The organism is Pantoea allii (genome assembly GCF_002307475.1).
Taxonomy (GTDB): Bacteria; Pseudomonadota; Gammaproteobacteria; order Enterobacterales; family Enterobacteriaceae; genus Pantoea; species Pantoea allii.
In genome coordinates, this window is the sequence record NZ_NTMH01000018.1 from 1 (window position 1) to 19930 (window position 19930).

Below are 19930 nucleotides of genomic sequence, written 5' to 3' on the forward strand. Positions count from 1 at the left end.
ACTCGTGAGACTTGATATTTTTTACGTCCGGAGACGCTGATATCAATCCTGCGAGTGCCCACACAGATTGTCTGATAAATTGTTAAAGAGCAGTGCCACACTTCTCTGTGGCGCGGGCTGCATATATTACGCTTTCCGCTTTATCAGTCAAGCACTTATTTTTGCTTAACTGACCGGTTCGAATCGTTCTGAACCCTACTTAACCCGGCGCTTCGTATTCCGTTGTGCCGTGTCAGTGGAGGCGCATTATAGGGAGTTCTTTTCGGCTGACAAGGGCTAATTTCAATTAATTTTCCGAGTGCTGTTTTTTTCAGCGAAAAGCCGCTAAAGCGCCAGTTTTTCAAGCAATGGGAAGCCATAACGCTGCAAAACCGGTGATAATTGTACGGCCTCACCATCAAGCTCGGTACAAAACGCCACGTTTTGCTGTGACGAACGGACTTCAGGTGCTTCATTTTCCAGTAACCAGGCCGTACGTCTGGCAATGGCTGCCCCGGAATCAATTAAACGCGTGCCTTCCGGCAGGATGTGCTGCAGCTCATCGCGCAGTAAAGGAAAGTGCGTGCATCCTAATACCACCGTGTCCGGCGGCTCGGCCATGCGTAACCAGGGTTGCACGATGCGCCTGACTTCATCCAGCGACACATCATTACCATGGAGCTTGGCCTCGGCAAGCTCAACCAGTTCGGCTGAACCCAGCATTTCAATCTTGCAGGTGCTGGCAAACTGCGACACCAGTTCATGCGTGTACGAGCGCCGAACCGTCGCGCGGGTTGCAAGCAGCCCCACCACACCATTACGCGTAAGACGTGCTGCAGGTTTAATAGCCGGAACAACACCAACGACCGGGAAGGCAAAGCGTTCACGTAATGCGGGCAAGGTTACGGTGCTGGCGGTATTACAGGCGATGATGACCAGGGAAATGGGATGGCGGCGAGTAATGGCATCAACAATCGCGACCACACGTTCGACAATAAAGGTCTCGGTTTTTTCTCCATAAGGAAAACCGGCATTATCGAACGCATAAAGATAATGCAGGTTCGGCAGTAACTGCCGAACCTCATCATAGACAGAAAGCCCCCCTACGCCGGAGTCAAACACCAGCACAGTAGGACGCAGGTCAGAAGCTGTAGCTTCCGTTGAGGTAATACTCTCTTCCTGGAGTCTGATAGCCATACGCTGTCTCGTAATCTTTATCGAACAGGTTGGCGATTCTACCACGAACGGTCAGATGTGATGTGACCGGATACGATACCGCGAGATCAACTGTGCTGTAACTCGGTAAACGACGTTGCTCGCTTGCGTACTGGCTGGTGTTATTGTCATAACGCTTGCCAAAATACTGGTAAATGACATCAATATCAGCTTCATAAACCGTGATGCCTAACTGATATTTCATCTGTTGGCGAGCACGGCGAGCCAGGACTTCGTCATCGGCATCCCTCCGGGCATCAAGGTAGCCTAAGGTTATTTGATGGTGCAGGAAGCCAGTATCGAAGTCAGCCGTTGCTTCGATACCTTTTAGCGTGACCGCTTTTTGATTGAAATAGCCGCCCTGGAATGTCACCGGATCTGAAGCATAGTCAATCAAGTCCGTGACGCTATTACGATAAGCCGCAACGCGCCAGTTAACCGGTCCGCTTAACCCTTCAAGCGCGGCTTCCCACTGCTTTGACTTCTCTGGCTGGAGATCGGGATTAGCGCTAATGCCAAAATGTTTTTGGCCATACAGCTGACCCAGAGTGGGTGCCTGGAAGCCTGTACCGTAGGAGAGCGAAGCCTTGTAGCCTGGCACAAATTCCCATCCCGCCGCCGTTTGCCAGGTACCATGACGACCATAATCCTGGTTATCGTCTCCCCGTAAAGCGCCTTCAAGGGTAACCGTGCCCAACTGCTGCTGCGTCGTCAGATAAGCGCCGGTGTTATCTTGCTTATAGCTGTCCGTATCTCTGGGTTGACCAGAAAAAAGCTGCCCGACCGAACTCAACGTTTGACGCTGCCAGTCCAGGCCGGCACTTACGGTGCCATAACCTATCGCGAAAGCGTTCCCCCACTGCAGGTTACGCTGCTCCATATCATCCAGCGTATTAGAATCTGCGTAACGTCCGTCAGCGCCGACATAGTTATAAATTTTGTACTTTTGGTCACTGGCCACCAGCTGTGATGAATAATCACCTTTATTGAAGCGCAAGCCGGTATCGAAGGAATGGTTATAAATTTGCTGCTCATCCGTTCCGCCTGGAAAACCGGCATCGTAGTCAACATTCGCAGCGTAACCATAACCCCGAAAGAAGCCGGAAAACAGGTCATTAAACGTGTGCTCAACACCTGCCCAGAAAGCGTTGTTGCGCCAGCCATCACGATCGCGATCAGTCGGCGATGTCGAATCTGGCTGAATATTATAGCCATTTGTCGCCTGGTAAGACCCTGCGACGGTAAGACGAGTTTGATCGGTCACATTCTGGTTTACGCTTCCGCTGTACTCCTGGTATCCCTTCGAACCCATCCCTGCTGAAAGTTCATTATGATTCTCTGGATTTTGGGTAATGACGTTAACCACACCGCCAATGGCATCCGCACCGTATACTGACGATCGTGGCCCACGAATAAATTCCACGCGCTGGATAATGGAGACCGGAATCTGATTGAAGTCTGCCACACCTGTAATACCAGGCTTAGCAAAAGGGACGCCATCAACCAGAATCAATGTCTGGCGGGCTTCGGAGCCGCGCACATACATTGAAGCGCTCTGCCCAATACCACCACTTTGCGCGATATCAACGCCCGGCAGGCGACGAAGGACCTCGACAAGGTTTTTCGCTTGCCACAGTTCAATCTCATCCCGTGTCACCACTGAGGTAGACGCCAGCACCGACGAAACCGGTTGTTGAAAGCGGTTGGCGGTCACGATTTGCGTATCATCACTTCCCTGCGCAACACCGTTTTGCGCCCAGAGGTAAATCGCCGTTGCGCTGAAGGCAAACAGCGAGGCTTTTGTTTTACTCATTTTTATCGCATCCAAAAGAAAAAGGATGCCGCAGGCATACAATCGATAGCACGCGATGACTGTACGAGTGGCGACGTCACACCGGCAGGTCTTCGGGCTGGGAACCATAGCAGGTGATGACTTCCCATCCCGTAGGACAGTGTCTGCAATTGCAATCACCCTGACATTCCTTACCGCTGCGCGTCAGCTCCAGATTCACACTGGATTCCCTATTAACTCAAGGCTGAGGCCGGTGCCAGCAGTCTACGAAGAGCGCATGGGCAAGTCCAGACCTCCACACATCGTATCTTTGTGCCAGCGCACAAGACTGGACATCGGCAGGTGAATGCCTACAATCGCCCGGCAAGTAAGCTCTTAACCAGGATTAAACATGACACCCGAACATCTCCCTGTTGAACAGTATGACGCGCAGCTGGCGGAAAAAGTCAGTCGGTTAGAAACGATGATGACGCCGTACGCTGCGCCCGCCGTGGAGGTGTTTCGTTCACCCGTCAGTCACTACCGCATGCGTGCAGAATTCCGTATCTGGCACGATGGCGATGACCTCTACCACATTATCTTCGATCAGGAGACTAAGCAGCGCATACGCGTCGATCAGTTTCCTGCTGCCAGTGAATTGATCAACCTGGTGATGCCAAAAATGATGGCGGCCATTCGGGATAACCGTCTGCTACGCCACAAGCTGTTTCAGATCGACTATCTGTCCACGATGAGTGATCAAATCGTGATTTCCCTGCTCTACCATCGCAAGCTGGATGATGAGTGGCAGCAGGCCGCCAGCACATTACGCGATCAATTACGGGCTGAAGGTATAGATGTCCAACTGATTGGCCGCGCGACCAAGACCAAAATCTGTCTCGATCGGGATTATGTGGATGAGCGTTTGCCGGTGGCCGGTAAAGAGATGATTTATCGTCAGGTAGAAAACAGCTTTACTCAACCCAACGCCGCCATGAACATTCAAATGCTGGAATGGGCACTGGACGTCACCACGGGTTCTCGTGGGGATTTACTGGAGCTCTACTGTGGGAATGGCAACTTCTCGTTGGCGCTGGCCAGAAATTTTCGTCGCGTCCTGGCAACGGAAATCGCCAAACCTTCTGTGGCTTCCGCACAATATAATATTGCGGCGAACCAGATTGATAACGTCCAGATTATTCGAATGGCGGCCGAAGAGTTTACGCAGGCGATGAACGGGGTGCGCAGCTTCAACCGGCTGGAAGGGATCGACCTGAACAGCTATGACTGCGAGACGATCTTTGTCGATCCGCCGCGCAGTGGGCTGGATGACGAAACCGTTAAGATGGTGCAGGCTTACCCCGCCATCCTCTACATTTCCTGCAATCCGCAAACCCTGTGTGACAATCTGCTGGTGCTGGCGCAAACCCATGATGTGACACGGCTGGCGCTGTTCGACCAGTTCCCGTACACCCATCATATGGAATGCGGCGTGCTGCTGACGCGTAAAGCGTAAAAAAACGGGAACCTGATGGTTCCCGTTTTCGTTATTACCGATTGCGGTTGCGCTTGTAACGCAGGGCAATCCAGAACACCAGCCCGACCATCAGGATGGTCGGGATAAAATTAGAACCGATTTCCGGGTATTCAGCCCTGACCAGCGCGCTATACACCAGAATGCCCAGCAGGAAAAAAGCGGCTGCCAGGCCTGGTACGCCATCCGGCATGCTTTTGTTCAGATAGCGCTGATGCAGGCACCAGGCCGACAGCCCCAGCGCAATCAGTGGGAAAATAGAAAAAGGGACAAAAGCACTAAACAGCACGGAGAACGAGCCGTTCATAGCAAGGCCGGTAATAAAAGCCAGCAACATCGTGCCTTTATCACGGGAGCTTGGGTGGGTCATGTCGGGGTCCTTATTCATAACTCTTCAGGTTTATCCAGGGTTACCGCCAGGCGTTCTTGCTCCCGGCGATACCAGTAATAAGCGCCTTTGGCGATCATACGTAACTGCAGTACCAAACGATCTTCCAGCTTACGTCGCTGTTCAATATCGATGTCCACCGCTTCGGCACCCGCGCTGAAAACGATAGTGACCATCGCTTCAGCCTGCGCTTCGGTAAAACTGCGCGGCATGCGATTTTCGACCTCAAGATAATCAGCCAGTTCAGCAATAAAATGTTGAATTTCACGTGCCACGGCCGCGCGAAAGGCAGCAGAGGTTCCGGAACGCTCACGCAGCAGCAGACGAAACGCGTTAGGGTTATTCTCAATGAACTCCATGAACGTCGCGATGGAGGTTTTAATGATGCTGCCGCCTTTGGCGATACGCTGGCGCGCCTGGCGCATCAGCTGGCGCAACATCAGCCCACTTTCGTCGACCATCGTCAGACCCAGCTCATCAACATCTTTAAAATGCCGATAAAAAGAGGTGGGTGCGATACCGGCTTCACGGGCAACCTCACGTAAACTCAGGCTGGCAAAACTGCGTTCGGCGCTGAGCTGGCTGAAAGCGGCTTCGATGAGTGTACGCCGTGTACGTTCTTTTTGTTGCGCTCTGACGCCCATTCTGTCTGCCTTGTGAGGTTCTGAAACAGCACTATAACAAAATATTCAGCGTACAGTCGGGCAAACTTTGTGACGGCTTGTTAAACACCACTGAAAGGCAAAACGTGATGAAAATCGCTGTTAGAATTTAGAAGTGCGCGGCGAGATGTTAGAATCTCGTTGTAAAAATGTATAAATAATAGGACGTATCGGTATGCAAAAGTCTTACGATTACGATGTCATAGTGATTGGCTCAGGACCGGGCGGCGAAGGTGCGGCGATGGGACTGGTCAAGCAAGGCGCACGCATCGCGGTTATCGAACGCTATCACAACATTGGCGGCGGCTGTACTCACTGGGGAACCATCCCCTCAAAAGCCCTCCGTCACGCCGTTAGCCGCATCATCGAATTCAACCAGAATCCCCTCTACAGCGACCATACCCGACTGCTTCGCTCATCCTTTGCCGATATCCTCAATCACACAGAAAGCGTGATCAGCCAGCAAACGGCGATGCGTCAGGGCTTTTATGAGCGCAACCGCTGTGAACTTTTTCAGGGCGATGCCCACTTTGTTGATGCCAATACTGTTGAGGTGGAACATCACGACGGGACACGCGAAAAACTGACCGCCGAGAAGTTTATTATTGCCTGCGGTTCACGCCCTTATCATCCCCATGACGTCGACTTTACGCATCCACGCATTTACGACTCCGATTCGATTCTCAACCTGCATCATGAACCCGGCCACGTCATTATTTATGGCGCTGGCGTGATTGGCTGCGAATATGCGTCAATTTTCCGTGGGCTCAACGTCAAAGTTGATCTGATTAACACCCGTGACCGGTTGCTGGCGTTTCTTGATCAGGAGATGTCCGATTCGCTGTCTTATCACTTCTGGAACAGCGGTGTGGTGATTCGTCACAACGAAGAGTTTGAGAAGATTGAAGGTGTTGATGACGGTGTGATCATGCACCTTAAATCGGGCAAGAAAGTGAAAGCGGACTGCCTGCTTTACGCGAACGGTCGTACCGGTAATACCGACTCACTGTCGCTGGACAATGTCGGTCTGGAAGCGGACGGACGTGGCCTGCTGAAAGTGAACAGCATGTACCAGACAGCACAGCCGCACATCTATGCAGTGGGCGACGTGATTGGTTATCCAAGCCTGGCGTCAGCCGCTTACGATCAGGGCCGTATTGCCGCGCAGGCGATCATGAAAGGTGAAGCCTCGGCGCATCTGATAGAAGACATCCCGACCGGTATTTATACCATTCCGGAAATCAGCTCTGTAGGTAAAACCGAGCAGCAGTTGACCGCGATGAAAGTCCCCTACGAAGTCGGTCGTGCACAGTTCAAGCATCTGGCGCGTGCGCAAATCGTCGGGATGAATGTGGGCAGCCTGAAGATTCTGTTCCATCGCGACACCAAAGAAATCTTGGGGATTCACTGCTTTGGGGAACGTGCGGCGGAGATCATTCACATCGGCCAGGCGATTATGGAACAAAAAAATGGTGGCAACACAATTGAGTACTTTGTGAATACCACCTTTAACTATCCGACTATGGCCGAAGCCTACCGCGTTGCTGCATTAAACGGCTTAAACCGCCTGTTTTAACGTCGTGTCGAAATAGCCTTGCATGTGCGTTCGGATTGCCTCTGCCAGTTGTTCATAACGACTGCGCAGGGGTGAACCGGGACGGTACACCAGCGCGATAGTACGTTGTGGTACTGGCTTGTAACACGGCAGGTAACAGACACCGTCGCGAATGCGCTGCTGGGGCACGGCTAATGCTGGCAGCAGCGTAATCCCACTTCCCGCCGCGACCATATTGCGCAATGTTTCCAGACTGGTGGCACGGAAATGCGTATCTTCGTCCGCGCCCGCTTCAAAGCAAAAGCCCATCGCCTGATCGCGCAGGCAGTGACCGTCTTCCAGCATCAGTAGTTTTTCGCCGGCCAGATCGGACATCGGTACGCGGTCACGATCACGCCATGGATGATCCTCATAGACCGCCAGCTTCATCGGCTCATCAAACAGCGGAACTTCAATAAAGGCTTCGCTCTCTTTGACCAGCGCCAGAATCGCGCAATCCAGTTTACCGCTGTCGAGTTGAGCCAGCAGCTGCTGCGTTTGCGCTTCATGCAGATACATTTCCAGCTTTGGAAAGGTCTGATGCAGCATAGGAATGATTTGCGGGAGCAAATAAGGACCGGTCGTGGGGATAAGCCCAATATGCAGTGGCCCTGACATCGCTTCACCTTGCTGACTGGCCATCTCTTTCAGCACTTTGACTTCACGCAGAACGGTACGTGCCTGGTCGACCAGCAACAGGCCAGCCTGAGTAAACAGCACTTTGCGGCTGGTGCGTTCCAGCAGCATGACACCTAATTCGTCTTCTAATTTACGGATCTGTCCGCTCAACGTGGGCTGACTGACATGGCAGGCATCCGCAGCACGTCGGAAATGACGATGTTCAGCAAGCGAAACCAGATATTCAAGATCACGGATATTCATTATTACCCTCCATTCCACGATAGCTCGTGGCGATAGATAGAATAGCAACCAACGATTGGCCCTATCAAGAGCGGATGGGAATAATGCCCGCATCAAATTCAGAATCATGGCCACCCAGGGAAATGTATTTCTGAACGTTGAAGGCAGTGCTTATCCCTGTTTTCAACGCGCGTGAAACCTTCTGCAAAACGCAAAAAGACAGAAAGCCTTATCCGGCTTTCATATAACAGGCAGAGGGTGAACGTAACGAATCTGAGCATCGGCCGGGAGCGCCGCTGTTCTGATGATGTGCCTAAAATAAAAGTAGTTTTTGAAGCTAGAGGTTGGCGGGCATTTGATGCCCGCTCTTTTTTTGCCTGCCGTTTACGCTAAACGCGTTTTGGCCTCTGCAATAGCACGGGCAACCTGTTCGGGCGAAACGCCACCCTGCGCATTACGCTTATCCAGACAGGATTTCAGGGCCAGAACAGGATAAACATCGTCTTCAATCGCAGTGCTGAACTGCTTCAACTGCGCCAGCGTCAGTGCTTCCAGTGCTACGCCCTGCTTAATTGCCTCAACGACCGTTTCACCCACAATATGGTGCGCTTCACGGAAAGGCACGCCTTTGGCAACCAGGTAATCAGCCAGTTCGGTTGAGTTGGCATAGCCCTGCTCTGCCGCTTCCTTGCAGCGTGGACGTTTTACCTGCAGGCCATCAAGGACCAGTACCGACATATGCAGGCAGTCCAGCCAGGTATCAAGCGCATCAAAGAGCCCTTCTTTGTCTTCCTGCATGTCTTTGTTGTAGGCAAGCGGCAGACCTTTCAGCGTCATCATCATGCCGGTTAATGCGCCCTGAACACGGCCACACTTGCCTCGGATCAGCTCCAGCGCATCGGGATTTTTCTTCTGTGGCATCAGGGATGAACCTGAGGTGACTTTATCCGCGAGTTCGATAAAGCCAGCTTCGCCCGTGTTGAAGAAAATCATGTCTTCCGCAAAGCGCGACAGATGTACCATACCGATTGACGCATCAGAGAGCAGCTCCAGAACATGGTCGCGATCGGACACCGTATCCAGGCTGTTACGGGTGGCAGAGGCAAAGCCTAACCAACCAGCTAACTGCTCACGGTCAATATCATAAGCGGTTCCGGCCAGCGCGCCACAACCCAGCGGACTGACGTCAAGGCGCTTTAGCGTATCCTGCAAACGGCTTTCATCGCGCGCCAGCATTTCAACATAGGCGAGGCACCAGTGAGCAAAGGTCACCGGCTGCGCACGCTGCAGATGCGTATAGCCCGGCATCACCGCATCCTGGTTCACTTCCGCGGTGGCCACCAGCGCCTGCTGCAGTTCACGCGTAGCGCCCAATAACGCGGCAACCTGCTCTTTACACCACAGTTTCAGGTCAGTCGCCACCTGGTCATTACGACTCCGACCGGTATGCAGTTTTTTGCCTAACGCGCCGACTTTATCGATCAACTGGCCTTCAACCCAGCTGTGAATATCTTCGGCATCGCTTTGCAGAATTTGCTCAGGATTAGCACGTACTTCTTCCAGTAACGCGTTGAGCGCCGCTTCCAACTGCTGCTGCTCATCACGGGTCAGTACGTTGACGGTCACCAGCGCTTTGGACCAGGCCACAGAGCCAATGATGTCCTGCTCAGCCAGGCGATAATCAAAGCGCAGCGAGTCGTTGAACTGTTTGAAACGTTGATCTGCTGCCTGGGTAAAGCGTCCACCCCAAAGTGCCATGTGAATCTCCTTCAAGTCGTTAAACCAGGGGCGGCATAATAGCCGCCCCTGATGTCATACCGAGAGGCGAGGCGATCCTCGCCTGCTTATTACTTCTTCTGCTCGTTCAGTGCGCGGATGCGTGAAGAGAGCGAGAACAGACGGATAAAGCCGCCTGCATGACGATGATCGTACACTTCATCTTCGCCGAAGGTCGCGAACTCTTCAGAATACAGGCTGTTGGCTGAACGTTTCTGGGTCGCGGTAGCCTGGCCTTTGTAGAGTTGCAGTACCACTTCGCCGTTCACCTCTTCTGCCAACGACTCTGCCGCCGCCTGAATAGACTTACGCAGCGGTGCAAACCAGCGACCATCGTAAACCACATACGACATTTCATGGCCCAACTGCTCACGCCATTTAAAGCTGTCACGATCCAGAACCAGCTGTTCAACCGCACGCAGCGCGTTAACCATAATGGTGCCGCCCGGGGTTTCGTAACAGCCGCGTGATTTAATGCCCACCAGACGGTTCTCAACGATATCAATACGGCCCACACCGTGTTTAGCGCCCAGCACGTTCAGTTTTTCCAGGCACTGGAACGGACTCAGTTTCTCGCCGTTCACCGCGACTACGCGGCCTTTTTCAACGGTCACGGTCACGTCTTCTGGCTGATCGGGTGCTTCCAGTGGATCAACGGTCCAGACCCAGCAATCTTTGTTTGGTGCATTAGACGGGCTTTCCAGCACGCCACCTTCGGTAGAAATATGCCAGGCGTTTTCATCACGGCTGTAGATTTTTTCCAGCGAGGCGGTGGTAGGGATATTGCGCTCTTTCAGATAATCCAGCAGCGCTTCACGTGAACGCAGGTTCCACTCACGCCATGGCGCAACGACTTTCAGCTGGGGGGCCAGTGCGGTATAGGTGGTTTCAAAACGGACCTGGTCATTGCCTTTACCGGTCGCACCGTGGCACAGGGCGTCCGCACCCACTTTCAGCGCCAGCTCAACCTGCGCTTTAGCGATGATAGGACGCGCCATTGAGGTGCCCAGCAGGTAAGTTCCTTCATACAGCGCACCGGTCTGCAGCACCGGATAAACATACTCGCTGATAAACTCTTCACGCAGATCAACAACGTGACATTCTGATGCACCCGACTGCAGCGCTTTCTTCTCAACGCCTTCCAGATCGCTACGTTCCTGACCGATATCAGCCACAAACGCGACCACTTCACAGCCGCCATAGTTTTCTTTCAGCCATGGAATAATGGCGGAAGTATCCAGACCACCAGAGTAAGCCAGAACGATTTTTTTGATGTTTTGCGTTTGCATTTCGTAATCCTTGAATCTGAGTCGTTAAGCGAGAATCCGGGTGCCAATGGACACACCGTTGAAAAGGTCAGGCAGTTGCTCGGCATGACGCCAACTGGCGATATCGACCGGGCGGCCCAGTGTGCGCGCAGCATCCAGCGCGGCGTTCACTTTCACAATCATGCCATCGGTAATGATGCCCTGCGCAATCAGTTGCTCTGCTTTGTCAGCGGTCATCTCTTCAATGCGCTGGCCTTTACCGTCAAGAATGCCACTGACATCCGATAACAAGACTAAATCAGCACCCAGCGTAGATGCCAGCGCCGTTGCGGCCTGATCGGCATTGACGTTCATTAACTGGCCGTCATCGGTGATGCCGATTGAGCTGACAACAGGCATATATCCCGCCGCCAGCAGCGTGTTGACCAACGCAGGATTACCCGGTGTGGCATGACCGACATGGCCCAGCGCTTCATCCAGCTGCGTCACATTCACCAGGCCCGCATCACCCAGGCAAAGGCCAACCGCATGAATGCCATATTTTTTTGCCCATGCCAGCAGGGTTTTGTTTGCCGTACCCGCCAGCGCACCGGTAATGATGTCAATCTGGTCGGCAGGCGTCACGCGTAAGCCGTTCTTTTTTTGCACTGGCAGCGCCAGTTTTTTCATCAGTTCATCAACCAGGCAGCCGCCGCCGTGAACGACGATCAGTGGGCGCTGATGCGCTGAGCGATAGGCCAGCAACGCGTCAAATAAACGGGCCAGCGCTTCTTCGCTGTCTAACAGCACGCCGCCCAGCTTGATAATCAATGGATTGGTCATGGTTTACTCGTCCGTTAAATCAGTGACTGCGTTTCAGGGAAACCGAAACGAATATTAAGGCACTGCACCGCCTGGGAGGCCGCCCCTTTGAGCAGGTTATCTTCTGCAGCCACGACAATCAGATGTTCGCCCTGAACGGCAAAACCGATATCGCAGTACGGCAGTCCGACCACTGCCTTCAGTGCCGGCACGCCCTGTTCGTAAACGCGTACCAGCGGCTTATCGTGGTAGGCATTGTGAAAAGCTTCAGCCACATCATCACGGCTTACACCAGCCTTCAAACGGCAGGTGACCGTCGCCAGAATCCCACGCGGGAAATTGCCCAAATGCGGCGTAAAAATCACCGGTGTGCCCAGGTGCGCCACAATTTCAGGATAATGACGATGATTAAAAATACCGTAAGGTTGCAGGCTGACTTCGCAGAAGCTGGTGCCGATGTTGGCTTTACGTCCCGCACCACTCACGCCGCTGGTGGCGTTAATCACTGGCCACTGCGCGTCATTCAGCAAACCCGCATCTAACACGGGCTTCAGCGCCAGCTGGGAGGCGGTTGGGTAGCAGCCCGGCACGGCCACCAGCTGGGCTTCTTTGATTTTTTCCTGCTGAAACTCTGCAAGGCCGTAAACGGCTTTATCCAGCCAGTCACCATGCTGGTGAGTGAAGCCATAAAACTGCGTGTAAAAGTCGCCATCGTTGACGCGAAACGCGCCTGACAGATCGAACACCACACAGCCAGCTTTGAGAAATTCAGGGGCCAGATCGTGACTGACTTCGTGGGCGGTCGCCAGAAACACCACATCCACTTTGTCTGCCCATTCGGCGGCATTGCTCAACGGCTGCAGTGGCAAATCCACCACGCCTTTCAGCTGTGGATGAAGATCAGACAGGCGCTTACCCGCATCGGGACTTTGCGCAGACACCGCCAAAGCGGTTATGTTGATATGTGGATGGCGATTAAGGAAGGTGGCAAGCTCTACGCCAGCATAACCACTGGCACCAACGATCAGCGTATTCAACATCAGGCTGTATACCTTTATTACAGTCACACGTTCCGGGTCGCGGCCTTGCCCCGTTGCCCACGATGTCGTTTGCAGCGATTTAAGGTTCACATGCACACGACGTTAATGTATTTTTATTCACTATTAATGCATGAATATTGATACATCCTAACTCAAGGACCGTCAACAGTGAAGACAAAATTACCGCCTTTTATCGAACTATACCGCCAGTTGATCGCAACGCCGTCAATCAGCGCAACCGATGCCGCGCTCGATCAGAGCAATGAAACTTTAATCAATTTACTGGCGGGCTGGTTCCGCGACCTGGGTTTTACTGTGGACGTGCAGCCCGTACCGGGAACGCGTCATAAATTTAATATGCTGGCCCGTACGGGAAGCGGTGCGGGCGGCCTGCTGCTTGCCGGACATACCGATACGGTTCCGTTTGATGATGGTCGCTGGACCCGCGATCCTTTTACCCTGACCGAGCACGACAATAAGCTGTACGGTCTGGGCACCGCCGATATGAAAGGCTTCTTTGCGTTTATTCTGGACACACTCCGTGATGTGGATGTGACAACACTGAGTAAGCCGCTCTATATTTTAGCGACCGCAGATGAAGAAACGACGATGGCAGGCGCAAAATACTTTGCAGAATCCACACAGCTTCGTCCCGACTGCGCCATCATTGGCGAGCCGACCTCACTGAAACCGGTACGGGCGCACAAAGGCCACATTTCTAATGCGATTCGTATTCAGGGGCAATCAGGCCATTCGAGCGATCCCGGACGCGGCGTCAATGCCATTGAGCTGATGCATGAGTCGATCACCGAACTTATGCAGTTGCGTAATACGCTCAAATCACGTTATCACCACGATGGCTTTGCGATCCCCTACCCAACCATGAACTTTGGTCATATTCACGGCGGCGATGCGGCAAACCGTATTTGTGCCTGCTGCGAGTTGCATATGGATATCCGACCGCTACCGGGACTGACCCTGAGCGATCTCGACGGCCTGTTAAATGAGGCACTGGCTCCCGTTAGCGAACGCTGGCCGGGACGGATTACCATTGAAGAGCTGCATCCACCGATCCCCGGCTACGAGTGCCCTGCTGACCATAAACTGGTCAAGGTCGTCGAAACACTGCTGGGTATCCAGACGGAAGTGGTCAATTACTGCACCGAAGCGCCTTTTATTCAGCAACTCTGTCCGACGCTGGTGCTGGGCCCGGGTTCGATCAATCAGGCCCATCAGCCAGATGAATTTATCGATACCGCATTTATTAAGCCAACACGCGCACTGATAAGCCAGGTTGTGCAGCATTTCTGTCACTAATTGTCATCAATCGGGGCATTTCACTGAATTAACAGCAAAATGCCCCGCCATTCTGCGGGATTTAATAATAAGAATAACTTATCCCACTTCTCCCCCATCAAATTCCATGAATTTCCGGCAGTTAGCTGCACGTTTCCTTCACTTTAAGTCAATTGACGAACGGAAGATTACGTGGCTAGATAAAAGACGAAGTTATACCCGCAGGGCAATCATCCCACTTTATTCAGCTTGCGACAGGCAGCAACTGAAGAACCTCGGTCAGAGCCGAGAGGACAACGTTGCTGGCTTTTGTGCTGCCTGAAAAGGCCGGGTATAGAGGTTTATCAAGACGATAAGGGTGTCAGGGTCACATGAACGAACAATATTCCGCAATGCGAAGTAATGTCAGTATGCTCGGCAAACTGCTCGGGGATACGATCAAGGATGCGCTGGGAGAGAATATCCTGGACCAGGTGGAAACCATCCGTAAGCTCTCTAAATCATCCCGTGCAGGCAATGACACTCATCGTAAGGAGTTGCTGAACACACTGCAAAACCTGTCAAACGACGAGTTATTGCCCGTGGCACGTGCATTCAGTCAGTTCCTTAACCTCACTAACGTGGCGGAGCAGTATCAAACCATTTCCCGCAGCGGCGACGGCGCAAACCATCCCGAACTGTTGAAAAAGACCTTTGAAACGCTCAAACAAAACAATCTCAGTGAAAGTGCCATTCACGCCGCGATTGAATCACTGTCACTGGAGTTGGTGCTGACCGCCCATCCCACCGAAATCACCCGTCGTACGCTGATTCATAAACTGGGTGAGGTAAACAGCTGTCTTGAACAACTCGACCACAGCGATATTTCTGATTACGAACGTAACCAGATTATGCGCCGCCTGCGCCAGTTGGTTGCTCAGGCCTGGCATACGGATGAGATCCGTAAATATCGCCCAACGCCCGTGGATGAAGCCAAATGGGGCTTTGCCGTGGTTGAAAACAGCCTGTGGGAAGGCGTACCTGCATTTTTGCGTGAGCTGAATGAGCAGGTCGAAGAGACATTTGGCATCAAGCTGCCGGTGGATTTCGTGCCAGTGCAGTTCACCTCCTGGATGGGCGGTGACCGTGACGGCAACCCAAATGTTACCGCATCCATTACCCGCCATGTGATGCAGCTCAGCCGCTGGAAAGCCACTGACCTGTTCCTGCGTGACATTGGTGTCTTAATTTCAGAACTGTCGATGTCTGAATGCAGTCAGGAAGTGGCCGATCTCAGTGGCGATCCTGAAGCACTGGAACCATATCGGGTGATTTTAAAGCGTCTGCGTAGCCAGTTGATGACCACACAGGCTTACCTGGAACGTCGCCTCAAAGGTGAACGTTTACCGCGCCCTGCTGACTTACTGGTTTCTAACGCTCAGCTTTGGGAGCCACTGTACGCGATCTATCAGTCCCTGCAGCAGTGTGGCATGAGCATCATTGCCAACGGTCAGCTGCTGGATACGCTGCGCCGGGTGAAATGCTTTGGTGTTCCGCTGGTCCGTATGGACGTTCGTCAGGAAAGCACCCGTCATACCGAAGCGATTGCGGAAATTACCCGCTATCTGGGGCTGGGAGATTATGAAAGCTGGTCAGAAGCCGACAAGCAGGCATTTCTTATCCGTGAGCTGAACTCTAAACGCCCGTTGCTGCCGCGTAGCTGGGAACCCAGTGATGAAACTCGCGAAGTGCTGGAAACCTGCAAAGTCGTCGCCGAAGCACCGCAGGGTTCTATCGCTGCCTATGTGATTTCGATGGCCAAAACGCCGTCAGACGTGCTGGCAGTGCATCTGTTACTGAAAGAAGCCGGCATTCCTTTTGCTATGCCGGTCGCCCCGCTGTTCGAAACGCTTGATGACCTGAATAATGCCAATGACGTGATGAGCAAGCTGCTTAACATTGACTGGTATCGCGGTTTTATCCAGGGCAAACAGATGGTCATGATTGGCTATTCAGACTCAGCAAAAGATGCCGGGGTGATGGCCGCCAGTTGGGCGCAATACCAGGCGCAGGACGCGCTGATTAAAACCTGTGAGAAAGCCGGGGTTTCCCTGACGCTGTTCCACGGACGTGGCGGCACTATTGGTCGCGGTGGCGCGCCGGCACATGCTGCGCTGCTGTCTCAACCGCCAGGCAGCCTGAAAGGCGGCCTGCGCGTTACCGAGCAGGGCGAAATGATTCGCTTTAAGTACGGCCTGCCGGAAGTGACCATCGCCAGCCTGTCGCTCTATACCGGTGCGATACTGGAAGCTAACCTGATGCCACCACCGGAACCTAAACCGGAGTGGCGTAGCATTATGAATCAGCTTTCCGCCGATTCCTGTGCCATGTACCGGGGCTATGTGCGCGAAAATCCCGACTTCGTGCCCTACTTCCGTTCAGCGACGCCAGAGCAGGAACTGGGCAAGCTGCCACTGGGTTCACGCCCGGCCAAACGCCGCCCTACCGGCGGTGTGGAATCTCTGCGCGCCATCCCGTGGATCTTCGCCTGGACACAAAACCGTCTGATGCTCCCGGCATGGCTGGGTGCGGGTGCTGCACTGCAGCAGGCAATGCTGGCAGGTCATCAGGATCAGCTGGAAGCGATGTGCCGCGACTGGCCGTTTTTCTCCACCCGTCTCGGTATGCTGGAAATGGTGTTCTCCAAAGCCGACCTGTGGCTGGCGGAATATTACGACCAGCGCCTGGTGGATAAATCGCTGTGGCCGCTGGGTAAACAGCTACGTGAACAGTTAGATGCGGATATTAAAGCGGTACTCACCATCGCTAACGATTCCCACCTGATGGCGGATCAGCCGTGGATTGCCGAATCCATTGCCCTGCGCAACGTGTATACCGATCCCCTCAACGTGCTGCAGGCTGAGCTGTTACACCGTTCACGTGCGCAGGAAGCGCGCGGCGATGAGCCCGATGCCCGCGTCGAGCAGGCGTTAATGGTGACCATTGCCGGCGTCGCGGCGGGTATGCGTAATACGGGTTAAGCACAATAGGCAGGGCGGTGAACTCAGTACTCGGACCGCCCTGTGTAATTAATATTTTTAGATTATGGGGGATCATTCTTATAAGAGGTTGAGCCTTCTTCACGCTGTCTCTTAACGCTCTTCCAGGCCCATTTTGGAATTTGTGGAGCGTCCCTATTAATATCATTAAGACGTTTTCTGTAGCTTTGAACCGCTGCTACAGCTTTTTCACAATTTGATATATCTGGAAAATCAGTATCCCAGTTTTTACAATCTCGCCACAGCGCATGAAGATTTTCCGCAGCACGTCTGTGTTTTAACGCAAGTTCATTGAAATTCAGAAAGGTACTTAAACCACTAAGCGTAGAAACTATCAGGCTTAAAAGTATCGCGCCATTTGCTAGTAATCGCTGAGCAGATTCACTACCAGTCAACATATCTTTTGCTTCTGAGGAAAGAAGCCAAGTTAGAAAAACAGACAGAATAGTGGCAGGTAATCCAATGTATAATTTATGTCGTCTTTCATATTTTGCAGCAGCACGCCAATGTGCAAGTTTTGACGTCTCCGTGTCCTCACGGTGCCTTTCCATTTCATTCGCTACTTTATTGTAATGGCTTTGATCAAATAACATTAATTATTCCGTAATGCTTATTTTTAATATTTCTACCACTGCATTTTCAATTTTAGCCTTTAGGTTCAATACCTTTCTGCTTCAATGCTGTACGAGCCAGGTTTTTTAACCAGTTTGCAAGACTCACTCCCTGCTCAGCAGCTTCCGCATCCAGTTGCTCACGCAAAGACGGATCTATCCGCATTTTAAAATGCGGTGACTTACCACCACCTTTCGGTTTTTTATCACGAGCGATGGTTGACATGGGGCCCCATATTAAGTAATTTTGATATGCCATAGGGGGGCACATTAACACAGCCTCCCTGAAACAGACAACGCCCCGATAGTGCGGGAACACTGCCGAGGCGTCTAACCACAAACGTTAACTGATAAGGAGTAACGCTATGGCTAATAGCGATAGTAGCACAACCGCTAATATAGAAAACTCAGGTTTTCAGCCAGTTGTTGAAACTGAGATCGCGATGCTGTTGAAAAGTCCACATAGTGCTTTTCTTGACCTTTTTCAGACGCTGGGTGTCTGCCAACGCTATACCAAAGCGCTTATGGGAAACCATGATATCGTCAAACGAATGGCGTTATGCGGTCGCCTTCTCACAGGGCTAGAATTACTTAAATACCTATTAAAACAACCTTTACCTGAACATTTGATCAAGAGATTGACTGTTAAACAAGGCCCTCTTGCCAATAATAATCAACCTCTCTGCTCAGATTCAGAATCGTTATGTGAATACTGTGAGGCATTGGTAATAACTATACTAAACCAGCAAACCTCAGAGGATCGCCAGCAGCAGCTGATTGTTTTACTTTTCGAACTGGTTAACTTATTAACAGAGGATTTAAAAACACCTCGATTTACCCGCTCTTATACTGGGCTTGTTATGATAAACGGTGAGGCAGTACCTGGCACGCATTAATATTCGGCTCGAAATATCTTCCAAGAATGTTTCTCTGCTCTTTATCTACAATCTAAAACCGACGCCTCAGCGTCGGTTTCTAGGGTCTAATAAAGTTGACTCCTAAATTCAAAATACGTTTGAATTTATGCCGCCAGTGTAGGACGTACACCTAACGTATGACATATGGCATAGCTCATTTCTGCCCGGTTCAGAGTATAGAAATGGAAATCTTTTACGCCTTCGCGTGACAGAATTTTCACCATGTCCATGGCGATATTCGCCCCCACCATTTTGCGCGTTTCAGGATCGTCATCCAGCCCTGCAAACATTGCATTCATCCAGCCCGGCACACGCACGTTAGTCATGGTGGCGAAGCGCTGCAATTGTTTGAAGTTAGAGACGGGCAGAATGCCCGGCACGATCTCAACATCAATACCAGTGGAAACGCAGCGGTCACGGAAACGCAGGTAGCTTTCAACATCAAAAAAGAACTGGGTGATGGCACGGTTAGCGCCAGCATCGATTTTGCGTTTCAGGTTGATCAGGTCGGCCTGTGCACTCTTCGCTTCCGGATGGACTTCCGGGTAGGCTGCAACGGATATATCAAACTCCCCCACGTCTTTGAGCAGAGACACCAGATCGGAGCCATACATGTCCGGCTTGCCGCTGCCCGGAGGCAGATCACCACGCAGCGCAACAATATGGCGAATGCCGTTGTTCCAGTAATCCTGAGCAATACCACGTAGCTCATCCCGGCTGGCATCAACACAGGTCAGATGCGGTGCCGCTTCCAGGCCGGTACGATCTTTAATGCCTTTGATAATGCTGTGCGTGCGGTCGCGCTCACCCGAGTTCGCACCATAGGTCACTGAGACAAATTTGGGTTTCAGGCTGCTCAGGCGATGGATGGAGTTCCACAGCGTTTCTTCCATTTCGCTGGTACGTGGCGGAAAAAATTCAAAAGAGACATTAATCCGACCATTTAGCTCTGCCAGGCTCTGATTGAGTGCCTCGCGCTGATTGGCATGAAAGAAACTCATCCTGCTACCTCCGACCACATCGGTTAACTATTCACCCGAACACATCTATACGTTTAGACGTCCAGACATTCAAAATGAACGATTCCCGTATTAGCGTCAACATATAAATCATCACTGCAGGTGACAAATCTTCACGCAACGTGAAAAGGCTTCATGTAGGAGGATTCATTGCAGGACA

General features: G+C 52.1%; 17 protein-coding genes and 1 riboswitch. Of the genes, 5 read left to right on the forward strand and 12 right to left on the reverse strand.

Annotated elements, in window-relative coordinates; translation table 11 throughout:
• Window positions 1-324: 324 nt before the first annotated feature.
• Both murI and btuB read right to left on the reverse strand, forming a co-directional pair.
• Entirely contained in the window at window positions 325-1176 is an 852-nt protein-coding gene (gene murI / locus CMR03_RS06140) for a glutamate racemase (protein ID WP_063877655.1), read from the reverse strand.
• Window positions 1121-3007 carry a TonB-dependent vitamin B12 receptor BtuB gene (gene btuB / locus CMR03_RS06145; RefSeq protein WP_096011086.1) on the reverse strand — a complete coding sequence of 629 codons (1887 nt, stop codon included), beginning with the start codon at window positions 3005-3007 and terminating at the stop codon, window positions 1121-1123. Before btuB ends, murI begins: the two co-directional genes overlap by 56 nt.
• Before the next feature lie 66 nt (window positions 3008-3073).
• Window positions 3074-3256: riboswitch (cobalamin riboswitch) on the reverse strand.
• A gap of 121 nt (window positions 3257-3377) precedes the next feature.
• Here btuB and trmA point away from each other — a divergent pair.
• On the forward strand, window positions 3378-4481 hold the full coding sequence (trmA, locus tag CMR03_RS06150; protein ID WP_096011087.1) for a tRNA (uridine(54)-C5)-methyltransferase TrmA: 1104 nt from the start codon (window positions 3378-3380) through the stop codon (window positions 4479-4481).
• 34 nt (window positions 4482-4515) lie between these two features.
• Here trmA and CMR03_RS06155 read toward each other — a convergent pair whose 3' ends face one another.
• Both CMR03_RS06155 and fabR read right to left on the reverse strand, forming a co-directional pair.
• Window positions 4516-4869 carry a YijD family membrane protein gene (locus tag CMR03_RS06155; protein WP_063877658.1) on the reverse strand — a complete coding sequence of 118 codons (354 nt, stop codon included), beginning with the start codon at window positions 4867-4869 and terminating at the stop codon, window positions 4516-4518.
• Window positions 4870-4883: 14 nt separating this feature from the next.
• On the reverse strand, window positions 4884-5531 hold the full coding sequence (gene fabR, locus CMR03_RS06160) for an HTH-type transcriptional repressor FabR (protein WP_063877659.1): 648 nt from the start codon (window positions 5529-5531) through the stop codon (window positions 4884-4886).
• A gap of 193 nt (window positions 5532-5724) precedes the next feature.
• On the opposite strand from fabR, the gene sthA reads away from it, so the two are divergent.
• Window positions 5725-7125 carry a Si-specific NAD(P)(+) transhydrogenase gene (gene sthA, locus CMR03_RS06165; RefSeq protein ID WP_096011088.1) on the forward strand — a complete coding sequence of 467 codons (1401 nt, stop codon included), beginning with the start codon at window positions 5725-5727 and terminating at the stop codon, window positions 7123-7125.
• On the opposite strand, the gene oxyR is transcribed toward sthA, so the two are convergent.
• The 5 genes from oxyR to argC form a co-directional block, all read right to left on the reverse strand.
• Window positions 7108-8025, reverse strand: a complete 918-nt coding sequence (gene oxyR, locus CMR03_RS06170) for a DNA-binding transcriptional regulator OxyR (RefSeq protein ID WP_063877661.1) — start codon at window positions 8023-8025, stop codon at window positions 7108-7110. The genes sthA and oxyR overlap by 18 nt on opposite strands.
• Before the next feature lie 363 nt (window positions 8026-8388).
• Window positions 8389-9762 (reverse strand): argininosuccinate lyase, encoded by a 1374-nt coding sequence (gene argH, locus CMR03_RS06175; RefSeq protein ID WP_063877662.1) that lies wholly within the window; start codon window positions 9760-9762, stop codon window positions 8389-8391.
• 89 nt (window positions 9763-9851) lie between these two features.
• Window positions 9852-11069 carry an argininosuccinate synthase gene (locus CMR03_RS06180; RefSeq protein WP_063877663.1) on the reverse strand — a complete coding sequence of 406 codons (1218 nt, stop codon included), beginning with the start codon at window positions 11067-11069 and terminating at the stop codon, window positions 9852-9854.
• Window positions 11070-11093: 24 nt separating this feature from the next.
• On the reverse strand, window positions 11094-11870 hold the full coding sequence (gene argB / locus CMR03_RS06185) for an acetylglutamate kinase (RefSeq protein ID WP_063877664.1): 777 nt from the start codon (window positions 11868-11870) through the stop codon (window positions 11094-11096).
• Between the two features lie 14 nt (window positions 11871-11884).
• On the reverse strand, window positions 11885-12889 hold the full coding sequence (argC, locus tag CMR03_RS06190) for an N-acetyl-gamma-glutamyl-phosphate reductase (protein WP_096011089.1): 1005 nt from the start codon (window positions 12887-12889) through the stop codon (window positions 11885-11887).
• A gap of 168 nt (window positions 12890-13057) precedes the next feature.
• Here argC and argE point away from each other — a divergent pair, with 168 nt between their 5' ends.
• Window positions 13058-14206 carry an acetylornithine deacetylase gene (argE, locus tag CMR03_RS06195; protein ID WP_096011090.1) on the forward strand — a complete coding sequence of 383 codons (1149 nt, stop codon included), beginning with the start codon at window positions 13058-13060 and terminating at the stop codon, window positions 14204-14206.
• A gap of 350 nt (window positions 14207-14556) precedes the next feature.
• Window positions 14557-17205: a phosphoenolpyruvate carboxylase gene (gene ppc / locus CMR03_RS06200; RefSeq protein WP_063877667.1), complete on the forward strand. Its 2649-nt coding sequence runs from the start codon at window positions 14557-14559 to the stop codon at window positions 17203-17205.
• A 62-nt stretch (window positions 17206-17267) separates the two neighbouring features.
• Here the strand turns inward: ppc and CMR03_RS06205 are convergent, their stop codons facing one another.
• Both CMR03_RS06205 and CMR03_RS06210 read right to left on the reverse strand, forming a co-directional pair.
• Entirely contained in the window at window positions 17268-17816 is a 549-nt protein-coding gene (locus CMR03_RS06205; RefSeq protein ID WP_096011091.1) for an SLATT domain-containing protein, read from the reverse strand.
• Between the two features lie 52 nt (window positions 17817-17868).
• Entirely contained in the window at window positions 17869-18060 is a 192-nt protein-coding gene (locus CMR03_RS06210) for a toxin-antitoxin system HicB family antitoxin (protein ID WP_096011092.1), read from the reverse strand.
• Window positions 18061-18199: 139 nt separating this feature from the next.
• Between CMR03_RS06210 and CMR03_RS06215 the strand changes: the two genes are divergently transcribed.
• Window positions 18200-18730 (forward strand): hypothetical protein, encoded by a 531-nt coding sequence (locus CMR03_RS06215; RefSeq protein WP_096011093.1) that lies wholly within the window; start codon window positions 18200-18202, stop codon window positions 18728-18730.
• A 125-nt stretch (window positions 18731-18855) separates the two neighbouring features.
• Here CMR03_RS06215 and metF read toward each other — a convergent pair whose 3' ends face one another.
• The gene (gene metF, locus CMR03_RS06220; RefSeq protein WP_063877669.1) at window positions 18856-19752 is read right to left on the reverse strand and encodes a methylenetetrahydrofolate reductase; all 897 of its coding nucleotides are present in this window, start codon (window positions 19750-19752) and stop codon (window positions 18856-18858) included.
• Between the last annotated feature and the right edge of the window lie 178 nt (window positions 19753-19930).